The following is a 14,033-nucleotide window of genomic DNA, read 5'->3' on the forward strand; positions in this document are numbered from 1 at the left end:
CCTCAATACGCCGGAGTTTCTATGCGACCGATGATGTTCCGCCTCGGCTCCATGATGTTCCTCGAGTTCTTCATCTGGGGCGCGTGGTTCGTGACCCTTGGCACGTATCTCGGGCAGGGGCCGCTCCACGCGGATGGCTCGCAGGTGGCGCTGGCGTTCCTCAGCCAGTCGATCGGCGCGATCCTCGCCCCGTTCCTCGTCGGCCTGATCGCCGACCGCTTCTTCGCCGCGCAGCGCATCCTCGGCGTGCTCCACATCGCCGGCGCGGCGTTGCTCTGGTGGGCGTCGCAGGCGCCCAGCTTCCCGGTGTTCCTCACCGCGATCATGCTCTACATGCTGCTCTTCATGCCGACGCTGGCGCTGGTCAACAGCGTCGCGATGCGCCACATGGAGAACCCGGAGAAGCAGTTCCCCCGCGTCCGCGTGATCGGCAGCATCGGCTGGATCGTGGCCGGCCTGCTCATCGCCTGGCTCGGCTGGGAACAGGCTCATCGCCTCGAACTGACGTTCCGCATGGCGGGCGCCGCGTCGCTGCTGCTCGGCCTGTACGCGTTCACGCTGCCGGACACGCCGCCGCTGAAGCGCGACACGCAGACGTCGATGGGCGAGATCCTCGGCCTGGATTCCATCCGCCTGCTGAAGAGCCGCTCGTACCTGATCTTCTTCCTGGCCTCGGTGGCCATCTGCATCCCGCTATCGTTCTATTACAACTTCACCAACCCGTTCCTCAACGACCTCGGCGTCAAGGGCGCCGCGGGCCTGCAGTCGCTCGGCCAGGCGTCGGAAGTGATCCTGATGCTGGCGATGCCGTTCTTCTTCGCGCGCCTCGGCGTGAAGACCATGCTCGCCCTCGGCATGGCCGCCTGGGTCGCGCGCTATGTCCTGTTCGCATACGGCAACGTCGATACCGGCTACGCGCTGCTGGTGGGCGGCATCATCCTCCACGGCATCTGCTACGACTTCTTCTTCGTCACCGGGCAGATCTACACCGACGCGAAGGCGGGTCCGCGCTTCCGCAGCGGCGCGCAGGGCTTCATCACGCTGGCGACGTACGGCGTCGGCATGCTGATCGGCACGTACCTCTCGGGCATGGTCGTCGACCACTTCACCGTCGGCGGCGTGCACGACTGGAAGGGCATCTGGCTGGTGCCGGCCGCCATCGCGCTCGTCGTGCTGCTCGTGTTCCTCGCCCTGTTCAAGGAACGCGACGTCCGCAGCGCGGCGCCGGAACCGGTCTGAGGAACGCTCGATGTCACGACTGAACATCGCCATCGTCGGCGCCGGCATGATCGGCGCCGTCCACCGACGTGCCGCGCTGCTCGCCGGCGCGAACGTCGCGGGCGTCTGCGCCTCCACGCCGCAGCGCTCCAACGAGGTCGCCGCGCAGTGGGGCGTCAGGGCCTACGCGGATATCGAGGCGGTGATCGCCGATCGCGACGTGCAGGTCGTCCACGTCTGCACGCCGAACGCGCAGCACGCGCCGTACGCGAAAGCGGCGCTCGAGGCCGGCAAGCACGTCATCTGCGAGAAGCCGCTGGCCACGTCGCTCGACGACGCGGCCGATCTCGCGGCGACGGCGCGACGCACGGGCCTCGTCGCCACGGTGCCGTTCGTCTACCGCTATCACCCCGTCGTCCGCGAGGCGCGGGCACGCGTCGAGGCCGGCGAGCTCGGTCCGGTGCGGCTGATGCATGGCAGCTACCTGCAGGACTGGCTGATGGACGCCGGATCGAACAACTGGCGCGTCGACCCGGCGCAGGGCGGGCCGTCCCGCGTGTTCGCCGACATCGGCTCGCACTGGTGCGATCTCGTGGAGTGGGTCAGCGGCGAGCGCTTCGCCGAAGTCAGCGCGAGCTTCGCTACCGTGATCGCCGAACGGGCCGCCGCGACTCGCCAGAGCTTCGGCGGGGCGTCGGGCGGTGGATCGATGCAGGCGGTGCGCAGCGAGGACGTCGCCGCCGCGATGTTCCGCACGGCGCGCGGCGTGCTCGGTAGCGTGACGGTGAGCCAGGTGTCGCCGGGCCGCAAGAACCGCCTGTGGTTCGAGATCGACGGCGCGCGGGCCGGTGTCGCGTTCGACCAGGAAGACAGCGAGCGCCTCTGGTTCGGTTACGCCGACCACTCGGAGACGTTCCTGCGCGATCCGAACGCCGGCGCCGCCGAGCAACGGCGTCTCGCCACGCTGCCGGCCGGCCACGCGCAGGGTTACGCGCAGTGCTTCGAGGCCTTCGTGGCGGATACGTACGCGACGATCGAAGGCACGGCGCGCGAGGGACTGCCCACGTTCGAGGACGGCTTGCGCGCGGCGCGCATCACGGATCGCGTCGTCGCGTCGGCGTCGAGCCGGCAGTGGCTCGACATTCCGGGCTGAGCACGCGTCACAGATCCAGCTGCACGTCGCCCCGGGGGCGCGAGCAGCAGATCAGGACGTTGCCCTCGGCCGCGGGTTGCAAAGGCTCCGGCGCGTAATCGACGCCGCCGCCGACGAGCGCCGTTTCGCAGTTGTGGCAGACGCCGGAGCGGCATGACCAGCGCACCGGCACGTCGCAGGCCTCGGCCAGGGCGAGCAGGTTGGGGTAGCGCTCGCTCCAGCGCACGGTGAGGCCACTGCGCACGAAGGACACCGAAACGCCGGTGGCCGATTCGTCCGCGGGAGGGTGCGGCGCGACGTCATGACGGGCCGCGATGCCGGGGCGAAGCGCCTCGACGCCTCCGAACAGTTCCGACGCGATACGCGACGCGGGCACGCCGGCCGCCTGCAACTGATCGCGCGCCGCGCCCATGAAAGCCGCGGGGCCGCACAGGTAGAACGACGCGTCCAGCGGGATGCCGGCGCGGCGCAGCGCCGCCACGTCGAGGTGCCCGTCGACGTCGTAGTCGCGCCCGGCACGATCGTCCGGACCGGGGCGACTGAAGGCGAGCAACCGCCGCGCCGTTCCCGTGCGCGACAGCAGGCCAGCGATCTCGGCGACGAAGAGGTTCTCCTCGCCGCTCCGGGTGCCATGGACCCAGAAGACGTCACGCGGACGCGCGCCGGTGCGCAGCACGAGGTCGTGCAGCATGCCCAGCAGCGGCGTGATGCCGATGCCGGCGCTCCAGAAGACGACCGGTGAGACATCGTCCCCGAGCACGAAATCCCCGCGCGGCGCGCTTATCGCGAGCACATGCCCGACGTCCACGGACGCATGCAGGAATCGGCTGCCGTCGCCGCCGCCGCGCTTGACCGAGATGCGGTACACGCCCGGGCTCGATCCGTCGGACAGCGAGTAACTCCGGATCAGCGGCGGGAGCGGCGCCGGACGGTCGATCCGGAGCACGACGAACTGGCCGCCGCGCGCGGGTGGCAACGGCTCGCCATCCACCGCCTCGAAGACGAACGACCTGACCGACGGGCTTTCCTGCCGCGTGTCGCGGACGCGCACCTCGCGGAACCCGGTCCAGGCGGGCCGCTCCCCGGGAACCTTCGTGAGGCCGGCGTTGCCCCGGGTGTCCTTCCGTGTCGCGAGCATCGCCTCGAACGACCTGCGCCATCCCGGACTCAGCGCGGGCATGGCGGCGGCGCGCCGTATCGCGTCGCGGTCGGGATCGGGCAGGTAGAGCAGGGCGTCGACATCGGCGACGGTCATGCCGCCGCCCGAGGACTCCTTCGTGATGGCGTCACCCGCCGCGACGGTGCCTTCCTCGATCACGCGGCAATAGAACCCGGGCCGCCGGTGCGCGACCAGCAACGATGGCATGCGCGGCTCCCGCATGCGGATGCCGACGCGATAGCAGGTGACGCGCGGCTGCGTGACCTCGAGCAACGCCTCGCCGATGCGGTACCGGTCGCCGACGCACACCTCGTCGTCCGGGAGGCCATCGACGGTGAAGTTCTCGCCGAACGAGCCGTGCTCCATGGGCGGACGTCCGAGGAACGCCTCCCAATGGCGATAGGCATCGAGCTGATAGACGAGGACCGCGCGCTGCTCGCCGCCGTGGCCACCGAGGTCGCCTTGTGCGTCGCCGTCGATGTTGAGCCGGCGCACCATGACGCGTCCGGCGACCGGGGATTTCCACACGCCGGTGTGCACGACCTCCCCGTTCCAGGAGACGTCCCGCGGTAGACCGACATTCACGGAAACGAGCGTTGGCATGGTCCGCACTCCATCGGCAGACCGCGAGTCTAGCCCGCCGGTCCGCCCATGGATTGCGCGGATATGGGTTTCTTGCCGATTCCCGCGCCGCGCCCGGTCAGCGCCAGCCGAGCCCGGGTGCCACGTGCTTCAGGATCGACTCGATCACGTGCACGTTGTAGTCGACGCCCAGCTGGTTCGGCACGGCCAGGAGCAAGGTGTCCGCCTCGGCGATCGCACGGTCCTCGGCCAGCTCCTTGACCAGCACATCCGGTTCCGCCGCGTAGGTGCGGCCGAACACCGCTTCCATGTTGTCGATGAAGCCGATCTGGTCGCTGCTCTTCGACCGCCCGAAGTAGGCACGGTCGGTGTCGTTCATGATGGGAAAGATCGAGCGCAGCACGGAGACGCGCGGCTCGCGGCCGTGACCCGCCTCCGCCCACGCGTCGCGATACGCCCGCATCTGCTTCGCCTGCTGCACGTGCAGCGGCTCGTTCGTCTCGTTGGCCTTCAGCGTCGAGCTCTGCAGGTTCATGCCCATCTTCGCCGCCCAGACCGCCGTGGCGTTCGAGGCCGACCCCCACCAGATGCGTTCGCGCAGGCCCGGCGCATGCGGCTCCAGCCGCAGCAGGCCGGGCGGGTTGGGAAACATCGGCTGCGGGTTCGGTCGCGCGAAGCCTTTTCCGTCGAGCAGGCCGAGGAAGACCTCGGCATGGCGGCGACCCATGTCCGCGTCGGTCTCGCCGTCGGCGGGCGCATAGCCGAAGTGGCGCCACCCGTCGATCACCTGCTCGGGCGAGCCGCGGCTGATGCCCAGCTGCAGGCGCCCGCCACTGATCAGATCGGCGGCACCGGCCGTTTCCAGCATGTAGTGCGGATTCTCATAGCGCATGTCGATCACGCCCGTGCCGATCTCGATGCGCCGGGTTTTCGCTCCGATCGCCGCGAGGAGCGGGAAGGGCGAGGCGAGCTGGCGGGCGAAGTGATGCACGCGGAAATAGGCGCCGTCCGCACCGATCTCCTCGGCCGCGACCGCGAGGTCGATCGACTGGAGCAGCACGTCGCTGGCGGACCGGGTCGCCGAATGCGACGCATCCGTCCAGTGGCCGAACGAGAGGAAGCCGATGCGTTTCATGAGAAGTCCTCGAAGGGGCGCGACGGTGCGCTCATCCGCATCGAGATTGAGACGACTTTCGCAGAATCAACATCCGGTGGCGGATGGTCGGGCTGCGGGAACCGCCCTGTCACATTTCGCCGGGACACTCCACGGCACAGGGCCATTCCACTCTCATCAGGGAACCTCATGACCTCTCAGGATCGGCGGCACTTCCTCAAGCTTTCCATGGGCGCCGCCGGCGCCGCGTTCACCGCCGGCGTGCTGCCGCCCTCGATCGCGAAGGCGCTGGCGATCCCCGCGTCGCGCCGCACCGGCACGCTCGCCGACGTCGAGCACGTGGTGATCCTGATGCAGGAGAACCGCTCGTTCGACCACTACTTCGGCAGCCTCCGCGGCGTCCGCGGCTTCGGCGATCCGCGCCCCTTCGTCCTGTCGAGCGGTCGTTCGGTCTGGCACCAGCCGCATGCCGCGTCGAAGGACGACTACCTTCTGCCGTTCCGGCCCGTCGGCGACGATCTCGGCCTCACGTTCATCGAGGATCTCCCGCACGGCTGGAACGACACGCAGGCGGCGGCGAACGGAGGCCGCTACGACGGCTGGGTCCAGGCCAAGGGCACCACCACGATGGCCTACCTGACGCGCGAGGACATCCCGTTCCACTACGCGCTGGCCGACGCCTTCACCATCTGCGACGCGTACCACTGCAGCATGCTCTCGTCGACGGACCCGAACCGCTATTACCTGTGGAGCGGCTACACGGGCAACGACGGGACGGGGGCCGGTCCCGTGCTGGACAACGCCGAGAAGGGTTACGCCTGGACCACCTATCCGGAGCGCCTCGAGCAGGCGGGCGTGTCCTGGAAGATCTACCAGGACATCGGCACGGGCCTGGACGCCGACGGCAGCTGGGGCTGGACGTCCGATCCGTACATCGGCAACTACGGCGACAACTCGCTGCTGTACTTCGACAACTACCGGAACGCGCGGCCCGGCGATCCGCTTTACGACAAGGCGCGTACCGGCACGAACATCGCCGCCGGCGAGTCGCCCTTCGCGATCCTCCGCGAGGACGTGCTCGCCGACCGGCTTCCGCAGGTCTCGTGGATCGCGGCACCCGAGGCGTTCACGGAGCATCCGAGCTGGCCGGCGAACTACGGCGCCTGGTACGTCGACGGCGTGCTGGACGCGCTGACCTCGAATCCCGAGGTGTGGAGCAAGACCGCGCTGTTCATCACCTATGACGAGAACGACGGCTTCTTCGATCACGTGGTGCCGCCTTACCCGCCGTCGTCGGCGGAGCAGGGGCTCTCGACCGTGGACACCACGGGCGAGCTGTATCCCGGCGGCCACGGCTTCGTGGCCGGCGCGTACGGCCTCGGCGTGCGCGTGCCGATGCTGGTCGTCTCGCCGTGGAGCAAGGGCGGCTGGGTCTGCTCGGAAACCTACGACCACACGTCGATCCTGCGTTTCCTGGAGAAGCGCTTCGGTGTGCGCGAGCCGAACATCTCGGCCTGGCGCCGCGCCGTCTGCGGCGACCTCACGCGTGCCTTCGACTTTTCGCGCCACGACGACGGCGCGCCGCGCCTTCCCGCGACGACGGGCTACGAGCCCGACGGCAAGTCGCATCCGAGCGTGCGCCCGGCACCGCCGGTGGATCAGCGCATGCCCGAGCAGGAAGCCGGTCAGCGTCCGGCCCGCGCGTTGCCTTACGTGCTGGATGTGCAGGGGCGTCTCGATGTGGAAGGCGGACGCTACCGCCTCGAGTTCATCAACGACGGCCAGGCCGGCGCGTTCTTCCACGTCTTCTCGCCCGCGCGCACCGATGGTCCCTGGACGTACACCGTCGAGCGCGGCAAGTCGCTCCACGATACGTGGACCAGCCTCTACAGCGGGGGCACGTACGATCTGTCGGTAACCGGGCCCAACGGTTTCCTTCGCCGTTTCGCCGGCACGCAGCCGGCGGACGGCGAACGCGGGCGTCGCGCGCAGCCCGAAGTGCGCATCGCTCAGGGCGAGCTCGACGGGCTGTTCCGTCTCTCGATCGTCAACGAGGGGAGCCGCCTCTGCGTCGCGACGGTCACGCCTGGCGACGCGTACACGCATCAGCCGCCGCGCCGCCACATCCTGCTCCCCGGTGGGCGCGTGGAGAGCCTCTGGGAAATCCTCTCCAGCGACCATTGGTACGACTTCACGGTCACCAGCGACCACGATCCGCGTTACGTGCGTCGCCTCGCCGGCCACCGCGAAACCGGACGCCCGTCGCGCACGGATCCCGCGCTGTCGCCGAGGCGTTGACGATGGGGGTCGCTTCGATGCGGTAGCGAGTCCGTCGCGCGACATGGGAGCGACAGCTTCTGTGGCTGCTCGCGACAAGCTGTCGCGCGCAGGGCGCGCTCCTACGACGTGATGTTTCGGCGGGTGGGGTCCACACATCGTCTGCACGAGCGGCGGGCTACACAACGGGCTGGTTTTTCCCTCGCCGGAGACGCTGCCCATGATGCATCCCGCTTCGCCACGACGGTCGGTGGTGGCAAACGCCGTCTACGGCGTGCTGAATCCGATTCCCTTCGGCTTATTCGTCGGCGCGCTCATCTTCGATGCCACCTATGCCGCGACCGGCACCATCCTCTGGGCGAGGGGAGCCGCCTGGCTGGTGTCGCTCGGGCTCGTCTTCGCCGTGGTTCCGCGGCTCGTCAACCTGACGCAGGTGTGGATCACGTCGCGCCGGATCAGCACCCCTGCGGATCGGCTCGACTTCTGGCTCAACCTCGTGGCGATCGTGGTCGCGGTGTTCAACGCGCTCGTCCATACGCGCGACGCCTATGCGATCGTCCCGGCCGGTGTGTGGCTGTCGGTGCTGACCGTGCTGCCGATCGCCGCCGGTCACGTCGTCATCGCCACGCGTGGCGGTACCCAGCGGGAGACCGCGCATGTCTAAGGCCACGATGCTCACCGTGACCTGCGCCGTGCTCCTGAGCGCCTGCGGCGACAAGGCGTCGCTGGAGCCGGTGCAGCAGTCCGGCCCGGAACCGTCGCTGCCGAAAGCGAAGCTTTTTCTCTTGCCGCCCATCCAGGTGCCGGATTTTGTGGGCTGGAAGCAGGGCGCAACGCCTTCGGTGGCGGCGGGCCTCTCGATCGAGAAGATCGCCGATGGCCTGAAGCATCCGCGCCAGCTCCTGACCTTGCCCAACGGCGACGTCCTCGTCGTCGAGGCCAACAGTCCGGGCGAGGAAGCCGTCACCACGCCGAAGCAGTTGCTGGCGGCCCTGGTCAAGAGCGAGTCGGGCAAGGCCGCCAAGGGCGGGGACCGCATCACGCTCCTGCGCAGGAAGGGGAGTGGCGAATGGGAGAAGCATGTCTTTCTCGAGAACCTGCATTCGCCTTTCGGTGTGCAGCTCATCGGCGATTCGCTCTATGTCGCGAATACCGATGCGATCGTCAGGTTCCCGTACGAGAAAGGCCAGACGCGCATCACGGCGCCCGGCGTCGAGTTCGCCGACCTGCCTTCGACGATCAACCATCACTGGACGAAGGCGCTCGAAGCGAACCCCGACGGTACGAAGCTCTACGTGGGCGTCGGCTCGAACAGCAACGTCACGGAGAACGGCCTGGAGGTGGAGTACCGCCGCGCGGCGGTGCTGGAGGTGGACGTCGCGACGGGTGGCAGTCGCATCTACGCCTCGGGCATCCGCAATCCGACGGGCCTGCAATGGAATCCGTCGACGAACACCCTCTGGGCCATCGCCAACGAACGGGACGAGATCGGCGGCGACCTCGTGCCCGATTACATGACCTCGGTCATTGAAGGCGGTTTCTACGGCTGGCCTTACAGTTACTACGGGCAGCACGTCGATACCCGCGTGACACCGCAGCGGCCGGATCTCGTGCGGAAGGCCATACGGCCCGATTACGCGCTGGGGTCGCACGTGGCGGCGCTCGGCTTCCTCCTGACCCGGCAGAACGCGCTGCCGGCGCAGTTTCAGGAAGGTGCGTTCGTCAGCGAGCACGGCAGCTGGAACCGCTCGCCGCTGAGCGGATACGAAGTCGTGTTCGTCCCGTTCCGTGACGGCAAGCCCGCAGGCAAGCCGCAAACGGTGGTGACCGGCTTCCATTCGAGCGACGAGTCCGAACTCTACGGTGCGCCGGTCGGCGTGGTGCTGGACAAGGGCGGCGCGCTCCTGGTCGCCGACGACGTCGGCAACACGGTATGGCGGGTCTCGGCCGCCGCGCCCTGAGGCATGTCGCCGTACGGTCAGTCCAGCGGCGCCATGTCGAAGAGCAGCACCTCGCCGTCGACGCCGTCGCTCAACTCGACACGGTTCTCGCCGGTGATCTTCGCCGCGTCGCCCGCGTTCAGGGGATGGCCGTTCACGTGGACCGTTCCACGGACCACGTGCACGTAGACGATGCGCTCGAAATCGATCGTGTGGTGCGCCGACTCGTCGGCGCCGAACAGCCCCGCGTACAGGCGCACGTCCTGGTTGACCGTCACCGAACCGTGCTCGCCGCGCTCGCTCGCGACGAGGCGCAGCTTGCCGCGCTTCTCGGCGTCCGGGAAGAAGGTCTGCTGGTAGCCCGGCTTCAGGTGCAACCGGTTCGGGATGATCCAGATCTGCAGGAAGTGGGTCACGGTGCTCGCGTGATTCTCCTCGGAGTGCGTCACGCCGGTTCCCGCGGACATGATCTGCACCTCGCCGGGCCGGATCACGACCTTGTTGCCCATCGAGTCGGTATGGGCCAGCTCACCTTCGAGCACGTAGCTGATGATCTCCATGTCGCGGTGCGAGTGCGTGCCGAAGCCCGCGCCAGGCGCCACGCGGTCCTCGTTGATGACGCGCAGCGGGCCGAAATGGACGTGATCCTCGTCGCGGTAATCGGCGAACGAGAAGCTGTGATGGGAATCGAGCCAGCCATGGTTGGCATGGCCGCGGTCGGCGGCGTGACGGATGACGAACATGGGCATCTCCAGGGAATGCCGCCAACTTAGCGCTTGTCGCCCGGGTTCTATTGCATAAATGCGATGCCTCCCGCGGCCCGTTGGCGTCGGGGCGAGGGAGCGGTGTCGCGACGACCGATCGCCTCGCCGTGGGCACCGGCGTGCGCCGGTGCGACGTGAGGGGGGGGGGCGCCTGCGTGAACCCGTCACCCCGGTGCGACGTCAGGGGGCAGCGAGTCCGTGCATGAACCCGTCACCCCGGCGCACGCCGGGGTCCACGTCCTCGGTCCCCGAGGGTGCGTCGAGCTCCACGCGTTCGTGCGTGTGCGGTGTCGCGACGACCGATCGCCTCGCCGTGGGCACCGGCGTGCGCCGGTGCGACGCGAGGGGGTGTGAGCGCCTGCGTGAACCCGTCACCCCGCTGCGACGCCGGGGGGCAGCGAGTCCGTGCATGAACCCGTCACCCCGGCGCACGCCGGGGTCCACGTCCTCGGTCCATGCGCGAGAGCGGTCGACGATGGCGCGCGAACCGCATAGACCGTTCGACCGAATGGCACGCGCGTGGGCGATGGGCTCTACTGGCCGCGAGGACGGCCGATCGTCGCCGTCCCATCGGAGGCAGGCGATGGACAACGTCGGAACCGGCAGGGTACCGGCTATCGTGATGGGGCGCGGCCCGACCGCGCTGGGCATCTTGCGAAGCCTCGCGCTCGCAGGAATTCCGGCGTATGTGGCGTGCCCGCCCGACGACCTGGTGGTCCACTCGCGCTGGTACCGGCCGACGCCGGGCGTGCCGTGGGATGGGCGGCCCGGACCGCAGGCGCTCGACGCGCTGCGGACGATGCCGCTCGAGCGCGCCGTGATCATTCCCGGTGCCGACGATGCCGCCATGTGGCTGGCCGACCTGCCATCGACCGACCTCGGTTCCCGATTCCTCGTGTCCACCTCGACCCGCGCCACGCAGGAGCTGCTGCAGGACAAGTCCGTGTTCGCCGGTTACCTGGCCGCGATCCGCGTGCCGCACCCGCGCACCTATCGCCTGTCCTCGCTGGACGATGTCGAGGCCGTTCCGTTCGAACGGCTGGACCGGGTCTTCATCAAGCCCGTGAACTCGCAGAAGTTCAGCGACGTGACCGGGGTGAAGGGTGTCTGGGTCGACAGTCGTGTCGCGATGGCGGAGGCCTGGGCGCGTTTCCACGCGCAGGGGTTCTCCGTGATGGCGCAGGAGTACGTGCCCGGCCCCGCGACGGAACACTTCTTCGTGGACGGCTTCCGCGACGCGCACGGGCGCTATGCGGGCCTCTTCGCGCGACGCCGCCGGCGCATGTCGCCCCCGGATTTCGGCAACAGCTCGTGCTCGGCGTCGGTGCCGCTCGTCGACGTGGGCGACGCGGTACGGCATGTGCGCCGTCTGCTCGACGGGCTGGACTACCGCGGCATCTTCAGCGCCGAATTCAAGCGCGACCCGCGCGACGGCGCGTTCCGCATCCTCGAGGTGAACACGCGGGCGTGGACGTACGTGGAGTTCGCCGCGCGCCGTGGCGTGAACGTGTGCGACATGGCCTGGCATGACGCGCAGGGCCTCCCAGTAACGAAGGCAACCCGCGACTATGCCGAAGGGAAACTCTGCGTCGACCTGCACCACGACCTGGCCTGTGTCCGGCGTGCGCGCGGCCGGCGCGCCGATTCGCTCGCGCACATCGCGCTGCAATGGCTGTCGGCCGACTTCCACGTCTTCCGCATGGACGATCCCAAACCCGCGCTGCACGGGCTGACCGCCATGCTACGACGTCGCTCCGCGGCGATGAGAGCCGTCTTGCGACGGCTCGGTCCGCGGGCCGTCAGAAACTGAGACCGCCGACGAAGGACACGTTGCTGCGATCGGCCAGCAGGTTGTACCTGCCGCCGAACAGGCGCGAGAACGCCGTTTCGACGAAGTAGCGCTTGCCCCAGTCGACCCGGAGGCCGGTGCGCGCGAGCATGCGGCCTTCGACGAACGTGCTGTCGTACGAGTAGCCCCTGATGTCCTTGGCGAGCGTCAGCGACAGCGTGAGGTCGCCACCGAAGACGGCGTTGCCGTAGGTGGCCGATGCCCTTCCACGCAGGCCCCACGCGTTCGTCGACACGTAGCCCTCGTACCTGCACGTCTTGCCCGTCACGCCGTTGACGCCGGGAAGGGTTTCGGTGCACGCGGTGAGCTTGCCGCCGACGTAGTACGGCGCGCCGCCGTAGGCGAGTCCGCGGCCGTAGCGGAATACCGCGGGGTCGGGCAGGGTGCTCACGTGGCTGTAGCCGATCTCGGCCGCGAGGCCGACGCTGTCCGCGCCGAGCACCTTCGGAAACAGCTTGCTGCCGCCGAGGTTCGCGGTGAGCACCGGATGCCGGTCGTAACCTTCGAAGGTCTGTCCCGCAGGTACCGAAAGGATCTTGCGCTGCTCTTCGAGGATCGACGTCGGTGAGCGCAGCAGGCCGGCGAGCAGGAGATCGATCGGGCTGTAGCCGATCGGCTGGTCCTTGCGATACGCGACCTCGCCATAGAGTTTCGCCGTCGGTGCGAACTTCGTATCGAAGCTCACGCCGTAGACGTGCACGCCCTTGGGGTAGACGAGGCCGTACTTGAGGCCGTTCGGGTCGGTGAGCCGGGCCAGGGCGCCGGGGATGCCTGCGGGCAGCGTCCCGCCGTTCACGTTCTCGATGGTCAGGCTGTACACATTGCGCAAGGTGTTGTCGGAACGCGCGGCGTAGGCGCGGAAGTCGGTGGCCCAGTCGGTGACGGCGTAGCGGACCGACACACCGTACTGTCCCGACCCGTTCGGTTGGCGCCGGTCGTCGCGATGCAGGTAGTAGCCGTTGGCGAGCAGCGCGCGCTCGGTCAGCGTGTCCGGCGTCGCCAGTGGCGTACCGGGCAGCGGTGCGCCGAAGGGGCCGACGATGTTGCAGCCCTGCGGGATCACGGATGCGGCGTCGAAGAAGGTGCCGCATCCGGGAATGTTCGCGGGCCGGAATTCGTAGGGCACGTAGGCGTCCACGCCCCAGTCCTTGCCGAAGGCGAGGCTCAGGCTGACCATCCCGATCGGCACCCTGGCTTCCTGGGGCAGGGCGCCTGGCCGTACCTGGGCCGCGGTGTCGTACGGGTTGGTCACGGCACCGATGCCGCCTGTGAAGAACTGCGACACGCCCCATCCGAGCACCTGCCGGCCGATGCGAAGATCGCCGCGCGTGTCGCCGGCGCCGTCGAAGCGCCAGTACGCGTAGGCGTCGCGCGCCCGCACGTTGCTGAACTTCGCGTCGGGTGCGAAGCCACGATCCGAGAGCGGCCGGTCCGGTGTGAAGCCGTTCGGGTTGTTGCCGTAGCGCGCGTCGGTATGACCCAGCGTGAAGTCGTGCCAGCCATCGAGCCGGACGAAGACGCCCGAGGTCTTTCCATGGACGTCGATGTCGACCATCGCCTTGAGCAGCGTGCTCACGGCGTGCCCCTTCCTGAAGTTCAGGTCGGAGCCGCCGGTCTGGCCGACGAGCTGGCCCGGCGGCGCGCCGGGCACCGCGGTCGACGGAATCAGGGCGTAGGTCGACGGAGCCGGATCGGACGTGCGGACGATCGTGCCCAGCGTGGCGACCGTGCGAACGCTCGCCGTGACGCCATCGGTCAGCCTGAATTCGGCGGCATGCCCCGATGCGGCGCTGCCGGCCAGTGCGGCCGCGACGGCCCAAGTGCGGTTGTTCATGACACCCCTATCTCTGCGATGGATGGATACGGCAGGAGTTCGCGATCGGCAGGCGCGTCGTGTCCGGCAGCGCCCGCGGCGGGCATGACCCACCCCTCCAGCGATTTCCCTTGCTGGCCCCGGGACGATTCGGATGTGTACTC

General features: G+C 68.8%; 10 protein-coding genes. 6 read left to right on the top strand and 4 right to left on the bottom strand.

What is annotated here, in order from left to right:
- The first annotated feature begins 21 nt into the window (after positions 1-21).
- A complete protein-coding gene (locus J2X58_RS04785; protein WP_090053537.1) occupies positions 22-1,239 on the top strand; it encodes a nucleoside permease in 1,218 nt (405 codons plus the stop codon).
- Between the two features lie 10 nt (positions 1,240-1,249).
- A complete protein-coding gene (locus tag J2X58_RS04790; RefSeq protein WP_310046698.1) occupies positions 1,250-2,371 on the top strand; it encodes a Gfo/Idh/MocA family oxidoreductase in 1,122 nt (373 codons plus the stop codon).
- Between the two features lie 7 nt (positions 2,372-2,378).
- On the opposite strand, the gene J2X58_RS04795 is transcribed toward J2X58_RS04790, so the two are convergent.
- Complete coding sequence (locus J2X58_RS04795; protein WP_310046699.1) at positions 2,379-4,133, bottom strand: MOSC and FAD-binding oxidoreductase domain-containing protein; 1,755 nt, start codon at positions 4,131-4,133, stop codon at positions 2,379-2,381.
- Between the two features lie 97 nt (positions 4,134-4,230).
- Positions 4,231-5,247, bottom strand: a complete 1,017-nt coding sequence (locus J2X58_RS04800; protein ID WP_310046700.1) for an LLM class flavin-dependent oxidoreductase — start codon at positions 5,245-5,247, stop codon at positions 4,231-4,233.
- A gap of 168 nt (positions 5,248-5,415) precedes the next feature.
- On the opposite strand from J2X58_RS04800, the gene J2X58_RS04805 reads away from it, so the two are divergent.
- The 3 genes from J2X58_RS04805 to J2X58_RS04815 all read left to right on the top strand — a co-directional run bounded on the left by J2X58_RS04805 (position 5,416) and on the right by J2X58_RS04815 (position 9,464).
- On the top strand, positions 5,416-7,524 hold the full coding sequence (locus tag J2X58_RS04805) for a phospholipase C, phosphocholine-specific (protein WP_310046701.1): 2,109 nt from the start codon (positions 5,416-5,418) through the stop codon (positions 7,522-7,524).
- A gap of 199 nt (positions 7,525-7,723) precedes the next feature.
- Positions 7,724-8,167: a DUF2231 domain-containing protein gene (locus tag J2X58_RS04810; protein ID WP_310046702.1), complete on the top strand. Its 444-nt coding sequence runs from the start codon at positions 7,724-7,726 to the stop codon at positions 8,165-8,167.
- Positions 8,160-9,464: a sorbosone dehydrogenase family protein gene (locus J2X58_RS04815; protein WP_310046703.1), complete on the top strand. Its 1,305-nt coding sequence runs from the start codon at positions 8,160-8,162 to the stop codon at positions 9,462-9,464. The genes J2X58_RS04810 and J2X58_RS04815 overlap by 8 nt, the downstream gene beginning before the upstream one ends.
- A gap of 17 nt (positions 9,465-9,481) precedes the next feature.
- On the opposite strand, the gene J2X58_RS04820 is transcribed toward J2X58_RS04815, so the two are convergent.
- Positions 9,482-10,186 (bottom strand): pirin family protein, encoded by a 705-nt coding sequence (locus tag J2X58_RS04820; RefSeq protein WP_310046704.1) that lies wholly within the window; start codon positions 10,184-10,186, stop codon positions 9,482-9,484.
- Positions 10,187-10,790: 604 nt separating this feature from the next.
- Here J2X58_RS04820 and J2X58_RS04825 point away from each other — a divergent pair.
- Positions 10,791-12,017 carry a hypothetical protein gene (locus J2X58_RS04825; protein WP_310046705.1) on the top strand — a complete coding sequence of 409 codons (1,227 nt, stop codon included), beginning with the start codon at positions 10,791-10,793 and terminating at the stop codon, positions 12,015-12,017.
- On the opposite strand, the gene J2X58_RS04830 is transcribed toward J2X58_RS04825, so the two are convergent.
- On the bottom strand, positions 12,007-13,890 hold the full coding sequence (locus J2X58_RS04830) for a DUF1302 family protein (protein ID WP_310046706.1): 1,884 nt from the start codon (positions 13,888-13,890) through the stop codon (positions 12,007-12,009). The genes J2X58_RS04825 and J2X58_RS04830 overlap by 11 nt on opposite strands.
- Between the last annotated feature and the right edge of the window lie 143 nt (positions 13,891-14,033).

It is taken from the genome of Luteibacter sp. 3190 (genome assembly GCF_031456385.1).
Classification (GTDB): domain Bacteria; phylum Pseudomonadota; class Gammaproteobacteria; order Xanthomonadales; family Rhodanobacteraceae; genus Luteibacter.